General features: G+C 77.0%; 18 protein-coding genes. 10 read left to right on the plus strand and 8 right to left on the minus strand.

What is annotated here, in order from left to right:
- The first annotated feature begins 23 nt into the window (after positions 1-23).
- The 9 genes from FB586_RS14975 (at position 24) to FB586_RS15015 (ending at position 8,220) form a co-directional block, all read left to right on the plus strand.
- Complete coding sequence (locus FB586_RS14975; RefSeq protein ID WP_136520104.1) at positions 24-683, plus strand: D-glycero-alpha-D-manno-heptose-1,7-bisphosphate 7-phosphatase; 660 nt, start codon at positions 24-26, stop codon at positions 681-683.
- Entirely contained in the window at positions 680-1,786 is a 1,107-nt protein-coding gene (locus FB586_RS14980; RefSeq protein WP_136520105.1) for a glycosyltransferase family 9 protein, read from the plus strand. Before FB586_RS14975 ends, FB586_RS14980 begins: the two co-directional genes overlap by 4 nt.
- Positions 1,783-2,742 (plus strand): glycosyltransferase family 4 protein, encoded by a 960-nt coding sequence (locus tag FB586_RS14985; RefSeq protein ID WP_136520106.1) that lies wholly within the window; start codon positions 1,783-1,785, stop codon positions 2,740-2,742. Before FB586_RS14980 ends, FB586_RS14985 begins: the two co-directional genes overlap by 4 nt.
- A complete protein-coding gene (locus tag FB586_RS14990; protein WP_136520107.1) occupies positions 2,739-3,971 on the plus strand; it encodes a glycosyltransferase in 1,233 nt (410 codons plus the stop codon). The genes FB586_RS14985 and FB586_RS14990 overlap by 4 nt, the downstream gene beginning before the upstream one ends.
- Positions 3,968-4,600 (plus strand): D-sedoheptulose-7-phosphate isomerase, encoded by a 633-nt coding sequence (locus FB586_RS14995; RefSeq protein WP_136520108.1) that lies wholly within the window; start codon positions 3,968-3,970, stop codon positions 4,598-4,600. Before FB586_RS14990 ends, FB586_RS14995 begins: the two co-directional genes overlap by 4 nt.
- Positions 4,597-6,069 carry a PfkB family carbohydrate kinase gene (locus tag FB586_RS15000; protein ID WP_136520109.1) on the plus strand — a complete coding sequence of 491 codons (1,473 nt, stop codon included), beginning with the start codon at positions 4,597-4,599 and terminating at the stop codon, positions 6,067-6,069. Before FB586_RS14995 ends, FB586_RS15000 begins: the two co-directional genes overlap by 4 nt.
- The gene (locus FB586_RS15005; protein WP_246036791.1) at positions 6,066-6,791 is read left to right on the plus strand and encodes an SDR family oxidoreductase; all 726 of its coding nucleotides are present in this window, start codon (positions 6,066-6,068) and stop codon (positions 6,789-6,791) included. Before FB586_RS15000 ends, FB586_RS15005 begins: the two co-directional genes overlap by 4 nt.
- 401 nt (positions 6,792-7,192) lie before the next feature.
- Positions 7,193-7,786 carry a PAS and ANTAR domain-containing protein gene (locus FB586_RS15010; RefSeq protein WP_168800571.1) on the plus strand — a complete coding sequence of 198 codons (594 nt, stop codon included), beginning with the start codon at positions 7,193-7,195 and terminating at the stop codon, positions 7,784-7,786.
- Positions 7,783-8,220, plus strand: a complete 438-nt coding sequence (locus tag FB586_RS15015) for a hypothetical protein (RefSeq protein ID WP_136520111.1) — start codon at positions 7,783-7,785, stop codon at positions 8,218-8,220. The genes FB586_RS15010 and FB586_RS15015 overlap by 4 nt, the downstream gene beginning before the upstream one ends.
- Before the next feature lie 116 nt (positions 8,221-8,336).
- On the opposite strand, the gene FB586_RS15020 is transcribed toward FB586_RS15015, so the two are convergent.
- The 6 genes from FB586_RS15020 to nirB form a co-directional block, all read right to left on the minus strand.
- Positions 8,337-9,473, minus strand: a complete 1,137-nt coding sequence (locus FB586_RS15020; RefSeq protein WP_222928369.1) for a YihY/virulence factor BrkB family protein — start codon at positions 9,471-9,473, stop codon at positions 8,337-8,339.
- A 168-nt stretch (positions 9,474-9,641) separates the two neighbouring features.
- Positions 9,642-10,400 (minus strand): sirohydrochlorin chelatase, encoded by a 759-nt coding sequence (locus tag FB586_RS15025; RefSeq protein WP_136520112.1) that lies wholly within the window; start codon positions 10,398-10,400, stop codon positions 9,642-9,644.
- Positions 10,397-11,506 (minus strand): uroporphyrinogen-III synthase, encoded by a 1,110-nt coding sequence (locus FB586_RS15030; RefSeq protein ID WP_136520274.1) that lies wholly within the window; start codon positions 11,504-11,506, stop codon positions 10,397-10,399. Before FB586_RS15030 ends, FB586_RS15025 begins: the two co-directional genes overlap by 4 nt.
- A gap of 8 nt (positions 11,507-11,514) precedes the next feature.
- A complete protein-coding gene (gene cobA, locus FB586_RS15035; protein ID WP_136520113.1) occupies positions 11,515-12,810 on the minus strand; it encodes a uroporphyrinogen-III C-methyltransferase in 1,296 nt (431 codons plus the stop codon).
- Entirely contained in the window at positions 12,807-13,247 is a 441-nt protein-coding gene (gene nirD / locus FB586_RS15040) for a nitrite reductase small subunit NirD (protein ID WP_136520114.1), read from the minus strand. Before nirD ends, cobA begins: the two co-directional genes overlap by 4 nt.
- Complete coding sequence (gene nirB / locus FB586_RS15045; protein WP_136520115.1) at positions 13,244-15,838, minus strand: nitrite reductase large subunit NirB; 2,595 nt, start codon at positions 15,836-15,838, stop codon at positions 13,244-13,246. The genes nirD and nirB overlap by 4 nt, the downstream gene beginning before the upstream one ends.
- A 214-nt stretch (positions 15,839-16,052) precedes the next feature.
- On the opposite strand from nirB, the gene FB586_RS15050 reads away from it, so the two are divergent.
- Positions 16,053-17,639, plus strand: coding sequence for a molybdopterin-dependent oxidoreductase (locus FB586_RS15050; RefSeq protein ID WP_136520116.1), 1,587 nt, complete (start codon positions 16,053-16,055; stop codon positions 17,637-17,639).
- A 7-nt stretch (positions 17,640-17,646) separates the two neighbouring features.
- On the opposite strand, the gene FB586_RS15055 is transcribed toward FB586_RS15050, so the two are convergent.
- Together FB586_RS15055 and FB586_RS15060 are read right to left on the minus strand one after the other, a co-directional pair.
- Entirely contained in the window at positions 17,647-21,873 is a 4,227-nt protein-coding gene (locus FB586_RS15055; RefSeq protein ID WP_136520117.1) for a bifunctional nitrate reductase/sulfite reductase flavoprotein subunit alpha, read from the minus strand.
- A 32-nt stretch (positions 21,874-21,905) separates the two neighbouring features.
- Positions 21,906-23,285, minus strand: coding sequence for an MFS transporter (locus FB586_RS15060; RefSeq protein WP_136520118.1), 1,380 nt, complete (start codon positions 23,283-23,285; stop codon positions 21,906-21,908).
- Positions 23,286-23,294: the final 9 nt, after the last annotated feature.

The following is a 23,294-nucleotide window of genomic DNA, read 5'->3' on the forward strand; positions in this document are numbered from 1 at the left end:
GTCGTCGCGGCGGCGGGCGCGGCGTGATCCCGGTCACCTCCCCCGCGACGTCCTCCCCGACGCGCCCCGACGCGCCCGCCGCGACCGGCCCCGCGCCGGCCGCCGCCCCGGCCGTGCGCGCGGTGCTCTTCGACCGCGACGGCACCCTCGTGCACGACGTGCCCTACAACGGCGACCCGGCCCTCGTGGACCCGGTCGACGGCGCACGCGAGCTGCTCGACGCGCTGCGGGCCGCCGGCGTGCGCGTCGGGCTCGTGAGCAACCAGTCCGGCATCGCGCGCGGCCTGCTCACCCGCGAGCAGGTCGACGCGGTGAACGCGCGGCTCGCGGAGCTGCTCGGGCCCTTCGACACCGTCCAGGTGTGCCCGCACGGCGCCGACGACGGGTGCGCGTGCCGCAAGCCGGCCCCGGGCATGGTGCTCGCGGCGGCCGCCGCGCTCGGGCTGGCGCCGCACGAGTGCGCCGTCGTGGGCGACATCGGCGCGGACGTGGGCGCGGCGCTCGCCGCTGGTGCGCGCCCGGTGCTGGTGCCCACGCCCGTCACCCGCGCGCAGGAGGTCGCGGCGGCGCCCGTCGTCGCCCCCGACCTGCGGGCCGCCCTGCACCACCTCCTCCCGGAGGTCGTCGACGCCGCCGCGATCGAGACGACCGGGCGGGTGCGGCGCGACGAGGTCCACGCATGACCCGCGTGCTGGCCGTGCGCCTCGACAGCGACGGCGACGTGCTGCTCACCGGGCCGGCGCTGCGCGCGCTCGCCGCCACCGCCGACGGTCTCGACCTGCTGGCGTCGCCCGCCGGCGCGCAGGCCGCGCGCCTGCTGCCGGGCGTCGACGACGTGCTGGTGTTCGACCCGCCGTGGAGCGGGTACCGCCCGCCCGCGGTCGACCCCGCGGCCGTCCAGGAGCTCGTGGCGACCCTCGCGGCGCGGCGCTACGACCGCGCCGTCGTCTTCACGTCCTTCCACCAGAGCCCGCTGCCCGCCGCGCTCGTGCTGCGGCTCGCCGGCGTCCCGTTCGTCGCCGGCACGAGCGTCGACTACCCGGGGTCGCTGCTGGACGTGCGGCACCGGCGCCCCGACGGCCTGCACGAGGTCGAGGCCGCGCTCGACCTCGCCGCGGCGGCGGGCGGCCGCCTGCCGGAGGACGACCCGGGCCACCTGGCGGTGCGCCGGCCGCTCCTCGACCTGAGGGACGCGCTGCCCGCCGACGCGCACGCGCACGTCGGCGGCGGGTACGTCGTGGTGCACCCGGGCGCGTCCGTCCCGGCACGCGCCCCCTCGCCCGAGCACGCCCGCGCGATCGTCGCCGCCCTCGCCGACGCCGGCCGCACCGTGCTCGTCACCGGCGGCCCCGGTGAGCGCGACCTCGCGGGCCGCGTCGCCGCCGGCCTGCCCGGCGTCGTCGACGTCGCCGGCCGCACCACGCTGCCCGGCCTGGCGGCCGTGCTCGCCGCCGCCGACGCCGTCGTCGTCGGGAACACGGGACCCGCGCACCTGGCCGCCGCCGTCGGCGCGCCCGTGGTGTCCCTGTTCTCCCCCGTCGTCCCCGCCGACCGCTGGTCGCCGTGGGCCGTGCCGAGCGTCGTGCTCGGCGACCAGGAGGCGCCGTGCGCCGGCAGCCGGGCGCGCGAGTGCCCGGTGGCCGGCCACCCGTGCCTCTCGTCCGTCACGCCGGCGCAGGTGGTCGCCGCCGTCGACGCGCTCACGGTGGCCTCCGCGCCGGCCGTCGAGCACGTCGTCGGCACGCCCGCCGACGTGCCGGCCGCACCCGAGGAGGTGGTCGCATGAGGATCCTCGCCTGGCACGTGCACGGCTCGTGGATGACCTCGTTCGTCCAGGGCCAGCACGAGTACCTCGTCCCGGTGGACGCCGAGCGCTCCCCCGACGGCCTGGGGCGTGCGCGCACGTACCCGTGGCCCGACACCGTGCGCGAGGTGCCGCTGGAGCACCTGCGCGACGAGCCGTTCGACCTGGTCGTGCTGCAGCGGCCCCGCGACCTGGAGCTCCTCGAGCGCTGGGCCGGCAAGCGCGCCGGCGTCGACGTGCCCGCGGTCTACGTGGAGCACAACACGCCCGTCGAGCACCCGGTCGCCACGCGGCACCTGCTCGCGGACCGCGACGACATCCCGGTGGTGCACGTGACGCGGTTCAACGCGCTCGTGTGGGACAACGGCCGTGCGCCGGTCACGGTGGTGGAGCACGGCATCCCCGACCCGGGGCACCTGTGGACCGGTGAGCGCGAGCGCGTCGCGGCGGTCGTGAACGAGCCGGTGCGGCGCTGGCGCGTCGCCGGCACCGACGTCCTGCTGCACGTCGCGGAGCGCATGCCCGTCGAGGTGTACGGCATGGGCATGGCCGCGCTGGCCGAGCACCTGCCGCAGCAGGCGGACCACCTGCACGACGACGTCCCGCAGACGCAGATGCACGCCCGCCTCGCCGGCGCTCGCGCCTACCTGCACCCGTACCGCTGGACGAGCCTGGGGCTCGCGCTGATCGAGGCGATGCACCTGGGCATGCCGGTGGCGGTGCTCGCGACGACGGCGGCCCCCGAGTCGGTGCCGGCCGCCGCGGGCGTCGTCAGCAGCGACCCGGCCGACCTCGTCGCCGCGCTGCGCCGCTGGCTCGCCGACCCGACGGAGGCGAAGGAGCGCGGGCTCGCCGCGCGGGCCCACGCGCTCGAGCGGTTCGGGCTCCAGCGGTTCCTGTCCGACTGGCACGAGGTGATCGAGGGGGCGACGCGATGAGGATCGCGATGGTGTCGGAGCACGCGAGCCCGCTCGCCGTGCTGGGCGGCGTCGACGCGGGAGGGCAGAACGTCCACGTCGCCGCGCTCGCCGCGGCCCTGGCCGACCTGGGCCACGACGTGACCGTCTACACCCGGCGGGACGACCCGGCACTGCCCGAGCGGGTGCCCATGAGCCCCGGGGTCGAGGTCGTGCACGTGCCCGCCGGGCCCGCCACGGCCGTGCCCAAGGACGACCTGCTGCCCTGGATGCCGGACCTGGGCGACTGGGTGGCGGACGACTGGGCGACCCACGGCGTCCCCGACGTCGTGCACGCGCACTTCTGGATGTCCGGCCTGGCCGCGGTGCAGGCCGCCCAGGTGCACGGCGTCCCCACGGTGCAGACGTACCACGCGCTCGGCTCGGTCAAGCGGCGACACCAGGGCGTGAAGGACACGAGCCCGTCGGGCCGCATCACGGCCGAGGCGACGATCGGGCGCAGGGTCGACGCCGTCATCGCCACCTGCAGCGACGAGGTGCGCGAGCTGACCCGGCTCGGCGTGCCCCCGGCGCGCGTCCGGGTCGTGCCCTGCGGCGTGGACGTCGACCACTTCCGCCCCGTGCGCGGCGCGACGGGCCCGTTCCCGCGCGCCCGCCGCCACCGCCTGGTCTGCCTCGGCCGCCTGGTGGAGCGCAAGGGCGTCGACACGGTCCTGCACGCCCTGGTGGACCTGCCGGACACCGAGCTGCTCGTCGCGGGCGGCCCCGACGCGGCCGCCCTCCCGGACGACCCGGAGGCGTGCCGCCTGGCCGCCCTCGCGCGCCAGCTGGGCGTCGCGGACCGCGTGCACCTGCTCGGGCGCGTGGGGCACGACGACGTCCCCGAGCTCGTCTCGTCGGCGGACGCCGTCGTCGCGACCCCCTGGTACGAGCCGTTCGGCATCGTGCCCCTCGAGGCCGCCGCGTGCGGCGTGCCGCTGGTCGGCAGCGCCGTCGGCGGTCTGCTCGACTCCGTCGCGGACGGGGTGACCGGCCTGCTCGTCCCCCCGCGGGACCCGCAGGCCCTCGCGGCCGCGCTGCGCGGTCTCCTCGACGACCCCGCCCGGCGGCGCGCGTTCGGCGTCGCGGCACGCCGCCGCGCCCTCACCCACTACTCGTGGCGGGGCGTCGCGGCGCAGACCGAGCTGGTGTACCAGTCCCTGACGAGCCCGGTCGCCGCGGCGGCACGGGTGGAGGAGGTGGCGGTGTGAGCGCCCGTACCTGGATCGAGAGCCACGACGCCGAGCTCGCCGAGGGGCTGCGCAGCCTGCGGCGGCAGGCCGGCACCGTCGAGCGGTGGGGCGCCACGCTGGCGCAGCGCCTCGCCGACGGGAGCCGCCTGCTGGCGGCCGGCAACGGCGGCAGCGCCGCCGAGGCCCAGCACCTGACGTCCGAGCTCGTCGGCCGCTTCCTGCACGACCGGCGCCCGCTGTCGGCGCTGTGCCTGTGCTCCGAGAGCTCGAGCGTCACGGCGCTCGTGAACGACTACGGCCTGGAGGAGATGTTCGCCCGCCAGGTCGAGGCGCACGGGCGCCCGGGGGACGTCCTGGTGCTGCTGAGCACGTCCGGCCGCAGCCCGAACGTCCTGCGCGCCGCCGAGCGTGCGCACGAGGTGGGCGTCGCGGTGTGGTCGATGACGGGACCGCGCCCGAACCCCCTCGCGGCCCTCTCCGACGAGGTCCTCGCCGTCGACGCGCCGTCGACCGCGGCGATCCAGGCGGTCCACCTGGTCGCGGTGCACGCCGTGTGCGCGAGCCTCGACGAGCACCTGGCGCTGCGTCCGGCCCGCCCCACCCGACCCGCGGCGGGCGTGCCGGCCGCGGTCGAGGTGCCCGCGTGAGCGCGGTCCGGCCGCACGTCGTGGTCGTCGGCGACGTCGTGCTCGACCGCGACGTCGAGGGGCGAGTCGACCGGCTGTGCCCCGACGCCCCCGCACCCGTGCTCGACGTGACGCACGTGCGCGAGAGCCCCGGGGGCGCCGGCCTGACGGCGCTGCTCGCCGCGGAGGGCGCGCGGGTCACGCTCGTGGCGCCCGTCGCGGACGACGACGCGGGCCGGCGCCTCAGGGCGTCGCTGTCGCGCGTCCTCGACGTCGTCGCGCTCCCCCACGAGGGCGGCACGCGGCGCAAGGTGCGCGTGCGCAGCGCGGCCCACTCGCTGGTCCGCATCGACGACGGCGGGCCGGGCACGCCGGGCCAGGTCCCGGTCGACGAGGTGCGCCGGGTGCTCGCGGACGCCGACGTGGTCCTGGTCTCCGACTACGGCGCGGGCGTCACGCGCGACGACGACCTGCGGGCGCTGCTCGCCGAGGCGGCGCGCACCCGCCCGGTGGTGTGGGACCCGCACCCCCGCGGGGGCGCACCGGTCCCCGGCGTCACCCTCGTCACGCCGAACCTCGGCGAGGCCCGGGGCGCGCTGCGCGACGAGCCCGGCGCGGCGGCGGCCCCGCCCGACACGCTCGCCCGCCGTCTGCGCGAGGTCTGGTCGGCGCGCGCGGTCGCGGTGACCGTGAGCGAGGACGGGGCGTTCGTCGCGACCGGCGGCGAGGCCCAGTACGTGCCGGCGCGGGCCGTCACGGGCGGCGACCCGTGCGGCGCGGGCGACCGGTTCGCCGCGTCGGCCGCGCTCGCCCTCGCCGCCGGTGCGCTGCCCGTCGAGGCGGTCGGCCGCGGCGTCGCGGACGCCGGCGCCTGGGTCGCCGCGGGCGGCGCGGAGGGGTACCGCAGCCGGGACGACGCGCCCGCGCCGTCGCGTGCCGGCGCAGGCGTGACGTCCCCCGACGACGCCGGTACCGTCGCCGACCCCCCGGCCGGGACGCCCGCAGACGGCGACGACCTGGCCGCGCTGGCCGCCCGGCTGCGCACCGGCGGCCGCTCGCTCGTGGCGACCGGCGGCTGCTTCGACATCGTGCACGCCGGCCACGTCGCCACCCTGCAGGCCGCGCGCCGGCTCGGGGACGCGCTCGTCGTGCTCATGAACTCCGACGCCTCGGTGCGCCGGCTCAAGGGCGAGGGCCGGCCCGTCGTGACCGCGGGCGACCGCGCCCGCGTGCTCGAGGCCCTGGACTGCGTCGACGCGGTCGTCGTCTTCGACGAGGACGACCCGCGCGACGCCCTGGACCGCCTGCGGCCCGACGTGTGGGCCAAGGGCGGCGACTACGGCGGCGCCGAGCTGCCCGAGGCGGCGACGGTGCGCGCGCACGGCGGGCGCGTCGTCCTGCTCCCCTACCTCGACGGCCGTTCGACGACGTCGATCATCGAGCGCACGGGCGCAGCCCGTGCCACCACCACCACGAAGGAGACCGTGTGAGCACCACCCCGGAGTCCCCCGTCCTGCTCGCCCCGCGCGAGGTCGGCACCGTCATCGTCACCGGTGGGTCCTCCGGGCTCGGCGCCGCGGTGGTCGAGGCGGTCCTCGCGGCCGGCGGCAGGGCCGGCGTGCTGGACCGGGCCAAGCCCGCGCGGCCCGACGTGCCGTACGTCGAGGTCGACCTGTCCGCCTCCGCCGCCGCGGCCCAGGCCGTCGAGGAGCTCGTGCAGCAGCTCGGCGAGCCGACGGCCGTCGTGACGGCGGCCGGCACCGACGCGTGCGGACGGCTCGTCGACATCGACCCGGAGACGTGGGAGAAGGTCGTCCGCGTCAACCTGTTCGGCACGGTCGCGGTCGTGCGCGCGGCCGTCCCCTACCTGGAGAAGGTCCGCGGGACGGTCGTCACCGTCGCCTCGACGCTCGCGCTGCGCGGCATGAGCGACGCGACCGCGTACAGCGCGTCGAAGTTCGCCGTGCGCGGCTTCTCGCACGCCCTCGCGGCGGAGCTCGCGGGCAGCGTCGGCGTCACCTGCCTGATCCCGGGCGGCATGCGCACCGCGTTCTTCGACGGGCGCACCGAGCAGTACAAGCCGGGCCCGGACGCGGACCTCAACGACCCCCGGGCCACCGCGGGCGCGGTGCTCGCGGCCCTCACGCAGCCGGTGGGCTCCGAGATCCGCGAGATGCTCGTCATGGCCTCCGGGGAGAGCTCCTGGCCGTGACCGGGCTCGTCCCGTAGCACCCCGACGCGCGGCGGGGCCGGCCGGCCCCGCCGCGCGTCGCGCTGCCGTCGCACGGGCCGCCGTCACCCCTGCGCCGCGGCCCGGGCGGGCCCTCCGGATGCGCTCTGACCTGCGATGTGATGACCTCGTCCCGGCGCACGCGCCGGGATGAAGCCGCCGTCCCGGGGACGCGGCGCGGGGCGTCGGGCCGACGCCGCTCCACCCCACCGCCCTGTCCCGAGAGTCCGGTGCCTCCCGTTCCGAGTGGCGCGTCCCGGATGTCGGGGTAGCGTCGTGGTCGGGGTCAGGGCGCGGCCCACGATGGTGTGACTCGTGGAGGAATGCCCGTGCACAGTGCAGCGAACCGTCGGGACCGGACGTCCCTGCAGGCTCGGACCCGGGTGGGTGCGTTCACGTACGACGCCCGGGCGGACGCGTGGTGGTGGTCCGACGAGGTCTACCGCCTCCACGGCTTCGAGCCGCACGAGGTGGTGCCGACGACGGCGCTCGTCCTCGCCCACAAGCACCCGGACGACCGGGACGGCGCGCGGCGCGTCCTGGAGGAGGCCACTGTCGGTGACCGCCCGTTCGGCAGCGTGCACCGGATCATGGACGCCACCGGCCGTCCCCGCGTCGTCGCCCTGGTCGGCCGACGCCGTCCCGGCGCCCCCGAGGCGGCGTCCGTCCTCGAGGGCTACTTCCTCGACCTGACGGACGAGGTCGCCGAGCGCTCGCGCAGCGAGGCCAACCGGGACATCGCCGCGTCGGCCGCGCACCGCGCCCACATCGAGCAGGCCAAGGGCATCGTCGCGTTCGCCTACGGGATCGACCCCGAGAGCGCCTTCGGCGTGCTGCGCGCCGCGTCGAACAACGGCAACGTGCCCATCCGTGACCTGGCGGCCCACGTGGTCGAGCGGGTGACGACGTTCCGTGGCGACCCGTACCGCGTCTGCGAGTACCTGGCCGAGGCCGCCGGCCTCCCCCTGCCGCGATGAGCCGCGCACGGGTGGCCCGTCCGGAGACGCGGATCGTCCCCCGCGCCGGCGGGCACGTGACCGTCCGGGTGGAGGGCTTCCGCGAGGGCGACGGCGTGCTGCCGCGCCCCGACCGGCTGGGACGCTTCAAGCTCGAGGTGGTGCGGGACGAGCACGGGCTGCGCCTGCTCGACGCGCACGGGCAGCCCTGCGGGCGGCTCGGCGCGTCCTGGGGGCGCACGCTGGCCGACGAGCTGTCGGGCTGCGAGCGCGACGGCGTGGTGCCGGTCGTGCGTGCGTCGCTCGTGGGACCGCGCGGCGAGCGCGACATGTTCGTCCTGCTGGCGTGGCCGGGCCGCCGCACCGGCGTGCCGGCGCCGTCCCGCACCGGGACGGCCGTGCCGACCGGCGCGGGCGCCGCGGCGGCCGGCGCGACGGGACGCGCCCTGCGCTGAGACCGCGCGAGCGCGAACCGCGCGCGAGCGCCGACCGCACGCAGAACCCACGACGAGGCCCCCGGACCCTGCGGTCCGGGGGCCTCGTCGCGCCGGGCGGGGTGCCGGTCGCGCCGTCAGCGGGAGTCGCGGTCCGGGTCCGCCCGGTGCGAGCCGGTGCGCGCACCCGACCGGTCCGCGTCGCCGTCTCCCCCGTCCTGCGCCTGCTCGCGCTGCGCCGCCTCACGCACCTCGCGGCCCAGACGCACGTCCTCCTCGGCCTTCGCCTGCTTCTTGTCGCTGGCCTTCGTGTCGCGCGGCGGGAGCTGGATGGTGCGCTCGGCCTCGATGCCGCCCTGCAGCTGGCGGCCGCGCTCGAGCTCGGCGTCGAGCTCCGCCCCGAACAGCAGGGCGAGGTTCGTGATCCAGAGCCACAGCAGGGCGATGACCACACCCGCGAGCGAGCCGTACGTCTCGTTGTAGCTCGAGAAGTTCGCGACGTAGAAGGCGAAGCCGAGCGAGGCCAGCACCCAGACGAGGATCGCGACGAACGCGCCGACGCTGATCCACTTGAACTTCGGCTGCCGCACGTTCGGCGTGGCGTGGTACAGGATCGCGATCGCGAGTGCCACGAGCAGCACCACGACGGGCCACTTGGCGATGTTCCACACGGTCACGACCGCGTCCGACAGCCCGATCGCCTCGCCGATGGAGCGTGCGACGCCGCCGGAGAGCACGACGGCACCGATCACCAGGACCGCGATGACGACGAGCACGAGCGTGACGAGCAGCAGGATCGGGCGCAGCTTCCAGACGGGCCGGCCCTCGTCGATCTCGTAGACGCGGTTCATGCCGCGGCTGAAGGCGGCGACGTACCCGGACGCGGACCACAGCGCGGTGAGGAGACCGATGACGAGGGCGAGCCCGGCGGCCGGCGCCTCGGTCAGCTGCTGGAGGATCGGGCGGAGCGTCTCGTCGGCGCCCTCGGGAGCGACGTCCTGCACGATCCCGAGGATCGCGTCGACGGTGCGCTCCGGGTTCGAGACCAGGCCCAGCAGGGAGACGATCGCCAGCAGCGCGGGCGCCACCGCGAGCACGCCGTAGTACGTCAGCGCGGCGGCGAGGTCCGTGCACTGGTCCTTCATGAACTCGCGCACCGTCTTGCGCAGGACGTACTTCCACGACCGCTTCTTGAGGTCTCCCGGGGAGTCCGGCTTGCGCGGGTCGTCCGGGGCCGGCGCCGTGGCCGCCTTCGACGTCGAGGACTTGTTCATCGCCGCACCTCCGCAGGGGCTGCCGGGGTGCGCCGGCCGCGACGTCGGTGGTGCGCGGCGGGCGCGTGTCGGCCGGCGCGGTGTGCTCCGGCCGGCACCTGCGACGCTAGGCGCGGGTCCGACGGGTCGCCACCGCAGGTCCCGAGCCCGCGACCGGGCCGGGCCCGCTCAGGCGGGGCGGGCGGGCTCCGCCCCGGCGGCGGCCGACCAGCCGCTCTCCGCCGTGCCCCGGACCTCCGCGTACCGGTCCAGGACGATCTGCGCGAGCCGCGGGTCGGGTGCGAGCGCGTCGCTCACGACGTCCGCCCCGGCCTCGAGCACGCGGTCGAGGAAGTAGCCCGGTGCGAGCAGGTAGGACGCGACGACGACGCGACCGCCCGGAGCGAGCCCCTCGCGCGCCTGCGCGACCGCGACGGGGACGCGCGGGTGCGCCCCGGCCCCGAAGCCCACCGCGACATCCCGGCCGAGCCGCCGCGCGAGCCCGTCGGCGACGACCCGCACGGCGTCGGCGGCGGCGGGGTCGCTGGAGCCGGCGGCGGCGAGGACGACGGCGTCCGCGTCCCGCAGGCCGGCCGCGTCCAGCCGGTCGGCGAGGATGTCCACGAGCCGCGGGTCGGGCCCCAGCGGCCCGGACGCCGCGGCGCCGGGACGGTCGACGGCGGCCGCGACGTCGACCTTCGTGTGGAACCCGACCGACAGCAGCAGCGGCACCACCACGGCGGGAGCACCGGCGAGGGCGTCCGCCACGACGTCGGCGACCTCCGGCTCCTGCACGTCGACGAACGCCTCGCGCACGTCGAGATCCGGCCGCAGCCGCGCCACGTCGTCGACGATCGACCGGATCGCGGCGCGCCCCGTCACGCTGTCGGTGCCGTGCGAGCAGCCGACGAGCACGGGTGCCGGCACGGTCGGGACGGGGTCGGTCATGCCTGCTCCTGCAGCTCGAGTCGGTACCCGCGCTTGACGACGGTGCGGATGAGCGCGCGGCTGCCGGTCGCGTCCCGCAGTCGCGCGATCGCGACCTCGGCGGCGTGCGGGTCCGACGACTCCCCGGGCAGCGCGGCCAGGACCCGGTCGCGCGGCACGACCGAGCCGCGGGCGGCGGCGAGCAGGCGCAGCACCTCCAGCCCGGTGCGGGACAGCGGCAGCACGTGCCCGTCGAGCACCGCCGCGGCGCGGTGGACCCGCAGCGGCCCGGCGACCGTGTCGAGGGCCTCGAGCCCGCCGTAGTGCGTGACGACGGCCCGCACGAGGGACCCCAGCCGGCCCCGGTCGGGCAGCAGCGGCGCGATGCCGCGCTCCTCGAGCGGCCGGGCGGTCACCGGGCCGACGGCGGCGAACACGACGGCGCCCGCGCGGTGGCGCTCGACGACGTCCTCGGTGACGCCCTCGGCGTCGGCGGCGGCGAGCCACGCCGCGGCCCCGGGCGCGGACGTGAAGACGACCGCGTCGACCTCGCCGTCCGCGACGGCCCGCGTGGACGCGGCGACGACCGCGGGGTCGGGCGGCGGCCCCCAGCGGTAGACGACGAGGTTGCGCACGCGTGCACCGGCGACGACGAACGCCTCGTCGAGCCCGTCCGCGCCGGCGCCGTGGTGCTGGACGACGATGTCGCGCCCCGCCACCCCCTCGTCGAGGAGGACCTCGGCGATCTCGGCGCTCGTCTCGGACTCCGCGACCCAGTCCGCGCTGAGGCCGGCGGCCTGGATCGCCCCCCGGGCCTTGGGCCCGCGGGCGATGATCCGGGTCCCGCGGAGCGTGTCCACGAGCCGCTCCGCCAGCCCGGCGGCGTCGGCGGCCTCGACCCAGCCGCGGAACCCGATGCCGGTCGTGACGACCACGGTGTCCGGCGGGTCGGCGACGACCGAGCGCGTTTCCTGCAGCAGGAGCGCGTCGTCCGTGTGCGGCACCATGCCGAGCGAGGGCGCGTGGCGGACCGTCGCGCCGCGCCTCTCGAGGGCGGCGCTGAGCTCGCCGGCCCGCCGGTCGGCCGTCACGAGGACGACGCATCCGGCGAGCGTCTGGTCGATCATCGCGCCCGTCACGGGACCATTGTCGCGGGCGGCGCGGGGTCGTGCGCCAGGACGTCCGGGCGGCGACCGTCCTCGACCGCCCGCGGTCCGGGCTCCAGAAGCCCGGCGGCGGCCACCGCACCGAGCACGATCACGGCCGGCGACCGCACCCCCGCCGCGGCGGCGGCCGCCGCGACCCCCTCGAGCGGCGCGCGGGTGACCCGCTGCCCGCCCAGCGTGGCCTCCTCGACCAGCGCCACGGGCGTCGTGCCCGGCACGCCCGCGGCGAGCGCCGTCGCGGCGAGGCCGGGCAGCGCGGCGACGCCCATGAGGACGACGACCGTGCAGGAGGCGTCGCGCAGGCCGGTCAGCGCGGCCGGCGTCCACCCGTCCGTGCCGTTCATGACGTGCACGGCCCCCACGGTGCCGCGGTGCGTCAGGGGGATGCCGGCGGCGGCCGGGGCCGCGAACGCGCTGCTGACGCCGGGCACGACGGTGACGGGGACGCCGGCCTCGCGGCACGCGAGCACCTCCTCCCCACCGCGTCCGTAGACGAACGGGTCGCCGCCCTTGAGGCGCACGACCACGTGCCCGCGCTGCGCGTGCTCGACGAGGATGCGGTTGATCTCCGCCTGCGGGACCGGGTGGTGCCCCGGCGACTTGCCGACGTCGACGACCTCGACGTCGTCGGGCAGCTCGTCGAGCACGGCGGTCGGCCCGAGCCGGTCGGCGACGACGACGTCGGCCTCGGCCAGCGCGCGCCGGCCCGCGACGGTCAGCAGGTCGACGTCCCCCGGTCCCCCGCCGACGAGGACGACCCGCCCCTGGCCGGCGGGCCGTTGCCGCCGCCCGCGCAGGTCGACGCGTCCCTCGCGCAGCGTCGCCGCCAGCGCGTCGCGGACCTGCACCGACCGGCGCGGGTCGGCGCCGCCCGTCGAGACGACCCCCACCAGCACGTCGCCCGCGCGGGTCGTCGCGGGCGTGCGTGCCGTGCCGCGGGCCGGACGTCGCGGTCCGCCGGCGTCCACGCAGAACACGCGCCGCGCGGTCGCCCACGCGACCACGGCCTGGTCCGTCGCGCGGTCCCCCGTCGCGGTGTGCACCAGCCAGGCGTCGTCGAGGTCGGAGGGCACCACCTCGCGGTCGAGCCAGCGGACCTCCCCCGCCACGACCAGGTCGGCGATCGGCTCGCACACCGCGGGGGCGACGACGCGCACGAGCGCCCCCTCGGCCAGGAGCTGCTGCACACGGCGCGCCGCCACCGGACCGCCGCCGGCGACGACGACCACGCGGCCGGCGAGCTCGACGCCGAGCAGCGCGGTCACGACGCGCCGCCGGTGCTCGCGGCGACCTCGACGGTCCCGTCGACGACCCGCACGCCCCAGGTGCGCAGGTCGGGGCCGTGGCCGACGACCGGCTGCTTGCCCGCCGCGTCGAGGCACACGCCGGTCCGCAGGTCGAAGACCTGCTTGTACATGGGCGAGGCGACCGTCGGCACCTCCGCGCCGTCGACGGCCCGCGAGCCGACGATCCCCCGGGCGAGCACGTACGCGTCGCTGAACGGGTCGTGCTGCTGGACCGCCAGCACGCGGTCGTCGACGAGCCGGAACAGGGCGACCTGCTCGAGCCGTCCGTGGGGGCCATCGGGGACGAGCGCCGCGACGCCGCGCTCGCGCGCGAGGTCGTCGAGGCGGCACACGGCGAGCCAGGTGGGTGCGGGGACCGCTGCGTCGAGCGTCGTGTCGGTGTCGAGGGTGGTCACGACCGGACCTCCAGGGTCGAGCCGGCGACGAGGACGGGGGCGCCGGTCGCGGCGGCGGCCCGCTCGTCGGGCGTGGCGGGGCGGGCCTGACCGCGCTCGGGCACGTACGCCAGGGACGGGTCGGGCACCTCGGGGGCGTTGACGAAGGACGCGAACCGGCGCAGCTTCTCCGGGTCGTCGAGGGTGGCGCGCCACTCGTCCTCGTACTCCTCGACGTGCTGGGCCATCTGCGCGTCGAGGTCGCCGCAGATGCCGAGCGCGTCGTCCATCACGACGGCACGGACGCCGTCCAGCCCGCCCTCGACCTCCTCGATCCAGGGCGCCGTGCGCTGCAGCCGGTCGGCGGTGCGCACGTAGTAAAGGAGGAAGCGGTCGATGGTGCGGATGAGCGCCTCGGTGTCGAGGTCCTCGGCGAGCAGGCGCGCGTGGCGGGGCGTGAAGCCGCCGTTGCCGCCGACGTAGACGTTCCAGCCCTTGTCGGTGGCGATGACGCCGACGTCCTTGCCCCGGGCCTCCGCGCACTCGCGGGCGCACCCGGAGACGCCGAGCTTGATCTTGTGCGGCGACCGCAGCCCCCGGTACCGCAGCTCGAGCAGGACCGCGAGGGCGACGGAGTCCTGCACCCCGAACCGGCACCAGGTGGACCCGACGCACGACTTCACGGTCCGCAGCGACTTGCCGTAGGCGTGGCCGGACTCGAACCCGGCGTCGACCAGGCGCTGCCAGATGAGCGGGAGCTGGTCGATGCGGGCACCGAACATGTCGATGCGCTGCCCGCCGGTGATCTTCGTGTACAGACCGAAGTCCTTCGCCACCTCGCCGATCGCGATGAGCCCCTCGGGCGTCACCTCCCCGCCGGGGATGCGCGGCACGACGGAGTACGACCCGTCCTTCTGCAGGTTCGCCATCACGTGGTCGTTCGTGTCCTGCAGCGCGGCGCGCTCGCCGTCGAGGACGTGCCCCGGCGCCGTCGTCGCGAGGATCGACGCGACGGCGGGCTTGCAGATGTCGCAGCCGCGACCCGCGGCGCGGGTGCCGAACCGCTCCACGACCTCGGTGAACGTGCGCGCGCCGGCGACGCGGACGGCGTCGTAGAGCTGCGCGCGGGACAGCGCGAAGTGCTCGCACAGCGCGGTGCTCACCGTGACGCCCAGCTTCTCGAGCTCGGTCGCCATGAGCTTCTTCACGAGCGGCAGGCAGGAGCCGCAGCTCGTGCCGGCCCGCGTGCAGCCCTTGACCGCGCCGAGGTCGTGGCAGCCCTCCTCGGTGACGGCGTGGCGGATCGCGCCCGCGGAGACGTTGTTGCACGAGCACACACCCGCGTCGTCGGGCAGCTCGAGGTCGGGAGCGCCGCCCGTGCCCTCGGGGAGCAGGAACGCGGACGGGTCGCCGGGCAGCTCGCGGCCGAGCATGGGCCGCAGGCTCGCGTAGGCGCTCGCGTCGCCGACCAGGACGCCGCCGAGCAGCGTGCGCGCGTCGTCGGACAGGACGAGCTTCTTGTAGACGCCGGCGACCGGGTCCGCCCAGACGATCTCCAGCGCGCCGGGGGTGCGCGCGAACGCGTCCCCGAAGCTCGCGACGTCGACACCGGCGAGCTTGAGCTTCGTCGCCGTGTCGGCCCCCGGGAAGGTGGCCGACCCGCCGAGCAGCCGGTCGGCGGTGATCTCGGCCATCGTGTAGCCGGGCGCGACGAGGCCGATGCAGGCGCCCTGGATGCAGGCCACCTCGCCGACCGCCGAGACGTCCGGGTCCTCCGACACACACGTGTCGTCGACGACCACGCCGCCGCGCGGGCCCACGGCCAGCCCGGCCGCCCGGGCCAGCTCGTCCCGGGGACGCACCCCGGCGGCCACGACGACGACGTCCGCGTCGAGCCGGGTGCCGTCGGCCAGCTCGACGCGGCCGACGCCCCCGCGGCGGTGCTCGTGCACGCGCGTCGTCATGGCCTGCGTCCGCACGCCGATGCCGATCCGGTTGATGAGGCGGCGCAGCGCCTCGCCGCCGCCGAGGTCGACCTGCGCGGACATCAGGTGGGTGTCGACCTGCAGCACGGTGGCCCGCGCCCCGAGCGCGTCGAGCGCGCCGGCCGCCTCGAGCCCGAGCAGGCCACCACCGAGGACGACGCCGCGCACCGGGTGCGCCCGGTCCTCCTGCAGCCGCGTCACGTAGCCACGCAGCGCCGCGACGTCGTCGAGCGTGCGGTACACGAACACGCCCGGCAGGTCCGCGCCCTCCATGGGCGGCACCCACGCGTACGACCCGGTCGCCAGGACGAGGTGGTCGTAGGGGTAGGTGCGCCCGGACGCCGCCGTCACGGTCCGCGCCTGCCGGTCGACGGCCGTGACGGCGTCGCCGCGCACGAGCGTCACGAGCGGGTCGTCCCACAGGGCCGCGTCGCCGAGCGCGAGGTCGTCCGGGGTGCGGCCCGCGAAGAAGCTCGTGAGGGCGACGCGGTCGTAGGGGCGGCGCGGCTCCTCCGCGAGGACCGTGATGCGCCAGGTCCCGGCGGTGTCGCGGTCGCGCAGGGCCTCGACGAGGCGCTGGGCGACCATGCCGCCGCCGACGACGACGAGGTGGCGGGGTCCGTCCATGAGGGCCTCCGGGGTGCGGGTGGCGGTGTGCGGGTCCGCGGCTGCGGGTCCGGCGGGGCGTGGCACGACGCTACGAACGGCGTGTTTCGGGCGGCGTCGCGCGTGCGTTACCCCGGCGGAACGATCCGCGCACACCCGCACGGGTGGCGGTGTGAGGACGTCGTCGTGCCCGTCCCCGGCGGGCGGGACGGGGGTGCGGGCCTACCGTGGCGGGATGGGACGTGATCGGCACCGGTCCGCGGCCGCCCCCGCGGCGGCCGGCCTCGCGGCGGGTGCCGTCACGGTCGGCGTCGGCGCGCTCCTCGCGGCCGCCGCCGGCGCGTCGTCGGACCCGCTGGTCGCCGTCGGCGCGGCGTTCGTCGACCTCACGCCGCCCTGGTTGAAGGACTGGGCGGTCGCGACGTTCGGCACGGCCGACAAGGCGGTGCTCGCGGCCGGTCAGGCGGTCGTCCTGGCGGCCCTCGCGGCGCTCGCGGGGGTCCTGGCGCACCGCAGGTGGTCGTGGGGCGCCCTGCTCGTCGTCGCGCTGGGCGGCCTCGCGGGCCTCGCCGCCATGACGCGTGCGGACGCCGGCCTGCTCGCGCCGCTGCCCGCGGTGGCGGGGGCCGCGGCCGGGCTGCTGGTGCTGCGGACCCTGCTGCGCCGCCTCCCGCCCGCCGCGGCCGAGGCCGCTCCCGCGGACGCCGCGGTCGCGGACGCCCCGGTCGCGGCCGCCCCGTCCGCGCCGGCCGACCCGTCCCGGCGCGGCTTCCTGCTCGCGGCGTCGCTCGCCGCCGCGCTGGGGGTCGTCGGGCTCGCCGTCGGCCGCGTCGCCGGCGCGGCCGGACGCGGCGTGCAGGCCGTCCGCGAGGGCCTCCGGCTGCCGCGGCCCGTCCGTCCCGCGCCCGCTCCCCCGCCCGACGTGCAGGTCGCCGTCGCCGGGGTCGAGCCGTGGGTCACCCCGCCCGCGACGTTCTACCGGATCGACACCGCCCTGGTCGTGCCGCAGGTCGACCCCGGGACGTGGCGCCTGCGCGTGCATGGCCTCGTCGAGCGCGAGGTCGAGCTGACGTGGGACGAGCTGCTCGCGTCGGACCTCGTCGAGGCGTGGGTGACCCTGGCGTGCGTCTCGAACCCGGTCGGCGGCGACCTCGTCGGCAACCAGCGCTGGCTCGGCCTGCCCGTGCGCGAGGTGCTCGCTCGCGCACGGCCCACGGGCGAGGCCGACATGGTCCTGTCCCGCAGCGTCGACGGGTTCACCGCGTCCACCCCGCTCGAGGCGCTCACCGACGACCGTGACGCCCTCCTCGCGGTGGGCATGGACGGCGCCCCGCTGCCGCCCGAGCACGGCTTCCCCGTCCGGCTGGTCGTGCCGGGCCTGTACGGGTACGTGTCCGCGACGAAGTGGGTCACCGAGCTCGAGGTCACCCGCTTCGACGCCGCGCAGGCGTACTGGACCCGGCGGGGCTGGTCGGAGCGCGGGCCGGTGAAGACGCAGTCGCGCATCGAGGTCCCGCGGGCGGGCGCGACCGTCCCCGCCGGCGACGTCCTCGTCGCGGGCACCGCCTGGGCCCAGCACCGCGGGGTGGACCGCGTGCAGGTGCGGGTCGACGACGGGGCGTGGCAGGACGCGGAGCTCGCGGGCGACGGCGGCGTCGACACCTGGCGGCAGTGGCGCTGGACGTGGCGGGCCGCACCCGCCGGTGCGCACCGGCTGCACGTGCGCGCCTTCGACCCGCAGGGGCCACAGACGGGCGCGCGGGAGGGCGTCGTGCCCGACGGGGCGACGGGGTACCACCAGGTCGAGGTCACCGTCGCCTGAGCGCGCGTCAGTACACGTCGCGCGCGTACCGCCGCTGCTCCGCGAGGCGCTTGACGTACGCCGCCGCGTCCGGCGCCGCGAGGCCGCCGTGCCGCTCGACGACCTCCCGCAGGGCCAGGTCCACGTCCGCCGCCATGCGGGAGGCGTCCCCGCACACGTACACGTGCGCGCCGCGCTCGAGCCACGCCCACAGCCGCGCCCCCTGCTCGCGCATCCGGTCCTGCACGTAGACCTTGGTGCGCTGGTCGCGGGAGAACGCCGTGTCCAGCCGGGTGAGCACGCCGTCGGCGCGCAGCGCGTCGAGCTCCTCGCGGTACCAGAAGTCCGTGGCCGCGTGCTGCTCGCCGAAGAGCAGCCAGCTCTCGCCGCGGTCACCCCGGGCCTGCCGTTCGGCGAGGAACCCGACGAACGGCGCGACCCCCGTCCCGGGCCCGACCATCACGACCGGCGTCGTGCCGTCGTCGGGCAGGTGGAAGTGGGCGGACGGCTGGACGTGCACGGCGACCTCCGTGCCGTCGGGGGCGTCCGCCAGGTACGCCGAGCACACCCCGGTGCGGGCGGCGCCGGTGGGGCCGGCGTACCGGACGACCGACACGGTCAGCCGCACGCGCCGGGGGTCGACGAGCGGGCTGGAGGAGATCGAGTACTGCCGCGGCTGCAGGCGCTTGAGCACGTCCACCCACTCCTGCGCGTCGGCCCGCACGCCCAGCTCGGCGACGACGTCGACCGCCTGCCGCCCCCACAGCCACCGCGCGAGGTCGTTGCGGTTGTCCGGGCGCAGCAGCCGGCGCAGCCGCTCGCTGCCGGAGCGCTCGGCGGCGAACCGCAGGAGCGCGGTCGAGGGTCGGGTCACGTCCAGCTCGGTCCGCAGCGCGTCGGCGAGCGGGACGGGACCCACCCCCTCCACCGTGACGACGGCGGCGGCGTCAGCACCGGTGACGTCGAGCCACTCGGCGACCAGCGCCTCGGCGTTGACGGGTCGCACCGCGAGCGCGTCCCCGGCCCGGTACGGCACGGGCAGCGGGCTGGCGCTCGTGTCGAGGACGATCTCGCGCACCTCCTTCGCGGACCCCGGCTCGCCGAGCCGGCGGTTGAGGACGAGGCGCGCCCGGCCGGGGTGCGCCCGGGTGGCGTGCGTCGGCGGCGCGGCGGGCGCGGGCGGTGCCGCCGGTCCCGCCGGTGCCGTCCGCGCGGGAGGAGCCGGCTGCGCGCGGGCGGCGTCGTCGTCGGTCGCCTCGCCGCCGGTCGTGGTCGCGTCGGCACCGTCCGCGAGCGCGGCCACCAGCGCGTCGACCCAGGGGCCGACGGCGTCGTCGTCGCCGGGCTCGCGGTCGAGCCGGGGCACGAGGCGCTGCGCGCCGAGCTCCTCCAGGCGCCGGTCGAGGCGGCGCCCGTGCCCGCAGAACTGGTCGTAGGCGGGGTCGCCCAGGGCGAGGACGGCGTGGCGGGCGCCGTCGAAGCGGGGTGCGGCGGGGTCGGCGAGCAGCTCCCACAGGGCGGTGCCGTTGTCGGGTGCGTCACCGTCGCCGAAGGTGCTGGTGACGAGGACGACGTCGGCGCGGCGCGGGAGGCTCTCGAGCGCGTCGTCCATCGCCGCGACCCGGGGCGTGCGGCCCGTCGCGGTGGCGAGGCGGGCGGCGACCGTGGTGGCGAGCTCCTCGGCGGTGCCGGTCTGCGAGGCCCACAGGACGACGAGCTCGCGCACGGGGGCGGCGGGCGGACCGGGACGCCGGCCGCCGCCCGGCGCGCGGGAGAACATGCCGGCGAGCACGCCGTCGACCCAGAGGGCGGCGGGCCCGTCGAGGGGCGCGGTGGGCGGGAGCACGGGCGTGCCGGCCACGCCCCGGCCGAGGCCCGCGAGGAAGCCGGCGAGGTAGCGCTGCTCGTCGGGACCGAGAGCGGGCGGGCCGACGTCCTCGAGCCCGAGGGCGGCCGCGAGCGCCCGCATGGTGGCGGGCCCGTCGAGGGTGCCGGTGGGCGGCGCCGCGTCGTCGGCGGCGGTGTCGCCCCGGTCGGGCACGTCCGCGGCGTCGGGCGGGGACACCGGGGTGAGGGTGACCGCGCACGCCTTGAGCTCGGGCTGGAACGACAGGGGGTCGACGGCGTCGTTCGTGACGGCGTTGACGGACAGGTACTCGCCGAACAGGTCGTTCCAGTGGAACGGGGCGAACAGCGTGCCGGGCCGGACGCGGTCGGTGACGACGACGGGCAGCACGGCGCGGCCGCGACGCGACGCGACCTCGGCGGTCCCGCCGGCGGCCACGCCGAGGCGAGCGGCGTCGTCGGGGTGGACCTCGACGAACGGGCCGGGGTCGAGGCGGTTGAGCGCGGCGACCTTCCCGGTCTTGGTCAGGGTGTGCCACTGGTGCTGCACGCGGCCGGTGGTCAGGACGAACGGGTAGTCGTCGTCGGGCATCTCGGCGGGGTCGAGGTGCGGGCGGGCGTGGAAGACGGCGCGCCCGCTCGGCGTGGGGAAGACGAGGCGGGGGCGGGTGCCGTCGGGGCGCACCTGCACGGGCTGGTGCACGCCGTCGTTGAGGTACCGGACCGGGTTGCGCGCGGGACCGTCGGGGGCGGCGGGCCACTGCACGGGGCCGCGGCGCAGGCGTGCGTGGGTGACGCCGCGCAGGTCGTAGCCGGTGCGCGGGTTGGTGCTGCGGCGGATCTCCTCGAACACCTCCTCGGCGCTCGCGTACGCGAACCCGTCGAAGCCCATGGCGGTCGCGACGCGGGCGATGAGCTGCCAGTCGGGGACGGCCTCGCCGGGCGGGTCGAGGGCGCGGCGCGCGAGCGTCATCGTGCGCTCGCTGTTCACCATGACGCCCTCCGCCTCGGACCACAGCGCGGCCGGCAGCACGACGTCGGCGTAGGCGTTCGTCTCGGTGTCGGCGAAGACGTCCTGCGTGACGACGAGCTCGGCGCGCTCGAGCCCCTCGATGACGGTGCGGCGGTTGGCGACGGACGCGACGGGGTTGGTGCAGATCACCCAGCAGGCGCGGATCTCGCCGTCGGCCATGCGGCGGAACATGTCGATAGTGCCGGTGCCGACCCCGTCGGCGCGCAGCGTGCCGGCGGGCAGGTCCCACAGGTCCTCGACGAACGCCCGGTCGTCGGGGTCGAGGACGGACCGCTGGCCCGGCAGGCCGGGGCCCATGTACCCCATCTCGCGTCCGCCCATCGCGTTGGGCTGCCCGGTGAGCGAGAACGGACCGCTGCCGCGGCGGCAGATCGCGCCGGTGGCGAGGTGGAGGTTGACCAGCGCGTTCGTGCTCCACGTGCCGTGCGTGGACTGGTTGAGGCCCATGGTCCAGCAGGACACCCAGCTCCCGGCGCGGGCGATGAGGGCGGCGGCGGCCCGCAGGTCGTCGGCCGGCACGCCGGTGAGGGTCTCGACGACGTCCGGCGGGTAGTCGGCCAGGAACGCGGGCATCGCGTCCCAGCCCTCGGTGTGCTCGGCCACGAACTCCTCGTCGACCGCGCCCGACTCGACGAGCAGGTGCAGGAGCCCGTTGAGCAGGGCGAGGTCGGACCCAGGTCGCACCTGCAGGAACAGGTCGGCCTTCTCCGCCGTGGCGGTGCGGCGTGGGTCGACCACGATGAGCTTCGCGCCCGCCTTGACCCGGTCGAGCAGGCGCAGGAACAGGACCGGGTGGCAGTCGGCCATGTTGGCGCCGATGACGAGGAACACGTCGGCGTGGTCGAGGTCCTCGTAGGAGCCGGGTGGCCCGTCGGCGCCGAGCGAGAGCTTGTAGCCGGTGCCGGCGCTGGCCATGCACAGCCGGGAGTTCGACTCGATCTGGTTCGTGCGCAGGTACCCCTTGGCGAGCTTGTTCGCCAGGTACTGCGCCTCGATGCTCATCTGGCCGGACACGTAGAGGGCGACGGCGTCCGGCCCGTCCCGGTCGACGATCTCGCGCAGCCGTCGGGCGACCGTGGCGATCGCCTCGTCGAGCGGCACGGGCGCGGCCTCGGCCCCGCGCTCGGTGCGGACGAGGGCGCGGGTGAGGCGTCCGCCGGCGGCGAGCATGTCGGCGCTCGTCGCGCCCTTGGTGCACAGGCGCCCGCCGTTGGACGGGTGCGCGCGGTCGCCGCTGGCCCTGCGGACGCGCCGGCCGCCCGCGTCGTCCTCGACCACGTCGAGGACGACGCCGCAGCCGACGCCGCAGTACGAGCACACGGTCGCGACCTGCGTCGCTGTCGTGCGCTCGTCCTGCGCGGTGGTGGTCACCGTCACGCTCGTGCCCTCCCCGGGGTCGTCGCCGTCGGTCAGATGACCGTCGTGCCGAACGCCGACCCGCGGCGCTGGTAGACGGCCCACGTGGTGAGCGCCATGACCGCGTAGAGCCCGACGACCACCCACAGCGCGGCCTGGATGGACCCGGTCAGCGACGTGGAGACCGCGAAGCCGCGCGGGATGAGGAACCCGCCGAGGGCCCCGACGGCGCCGGCGATCCCGATGCACCCGGCGGCCGCCTTGGCGCGGCGCGCGCGGTCGGCGTCGTCACCGGCGCCGAAGCGGAACACCGCGGGGATCATCCGGTACACCGAGCCGTTGCCGGCGCCGGTGGCGAGGAACAGCAGCAGGAACGAGCCGAAGAACAGACCGAACGACTGCGCCCGCAGGGCGAGGATCGCCCCGACCGTGCCGAGCGCCATCACGCCGAACGCGACGACCGTGACCCGCGCACCCCCGAAGCGGTCCGCGAGCGCGCCGCCGGCGGGCCGCGCGACCGAGCCGACGAGCGCACCGAGGAACGCGATGGTGAGCGTCACCTCGGGGAACTGCGCGTCCAGCAGCGTCGGGAACGCGCCGGAGAACCCGATGAACGAGCCGAACGTGCCGATGTAGACGAACGAGATGACCCACGTGTGCTTGGCCCGGGCGGCGGCGCCGTACGCGCGCGGGTCGGCCTTGGCGTTGCTCAGGTTGTCCATGAACCGCCACGCGAGCACGGCCGCGAGCACGGCGAGCGGCAGGAACATCAGACCGGCCCGCTCCAGCGAGAGCCCCGCGCCGGCGGCGACGACGAGCGGCACGGCGAGCTGCACGGCGGCGGTGCCGATGTTGCCGCCCGCCGCGTTCAGGCCGAGCGCCTTCCCCTTCTCCTTCTCGGGGTAGAAGAACGAGATGTTGGCCATCGAGGAGGCGAAGTTGCCGCCGCCGACGCCGGCGAGCGCGGCCACGGCCAGCAGCGCGCCGAACGGCAGCTGCGGGTTCTGCACGGCCCACACGAGCGCGCCCGTCGGCAGCAGGAGCAGGAGCGCCGACACGACCGTCCAGTTGCGGCCGCCGAACACGGGCACCGCGAACGTGTACGGGATGCGCAGCGTCGCGCCGACGAGGCTCGGCACCGCGATGAGCCAGAACATCTGGTCGACCGTGAGGGCGAAGCCCGCGTCGGGCAGCCGCGGGACGACGATGCTCCACAGCGCCCACACGGCGAAGCCGAGGAACTCGGCGAACACCGACAGGCCGAGGTTGCGGCGGGCGAACGCGCGCCCGACGGTCCGCCACTGGTCGGCGTCCTCGGGGTCCCAGCCGTCGATCCAGCGTCCGCGGCGGAGGGTGAGCTCGGCGGGGGCGGTGGCGGGTGCGCCGGCGGCCGGCGGTGCGGTCGCGGGGGTGGGCGTGGTCGTCTGGGTCACGGGAGCCTC

Source organism: Cellulomonas telluris (assembly GCF_004886325.1).
Taxonomy (GTDB): domain Bacteria; phylum Actinomycetota; class Actinomycetes; order Actinomycetales; family Cellulomonadaceae; genus Cellulomonas; species Cellulomonas telluris.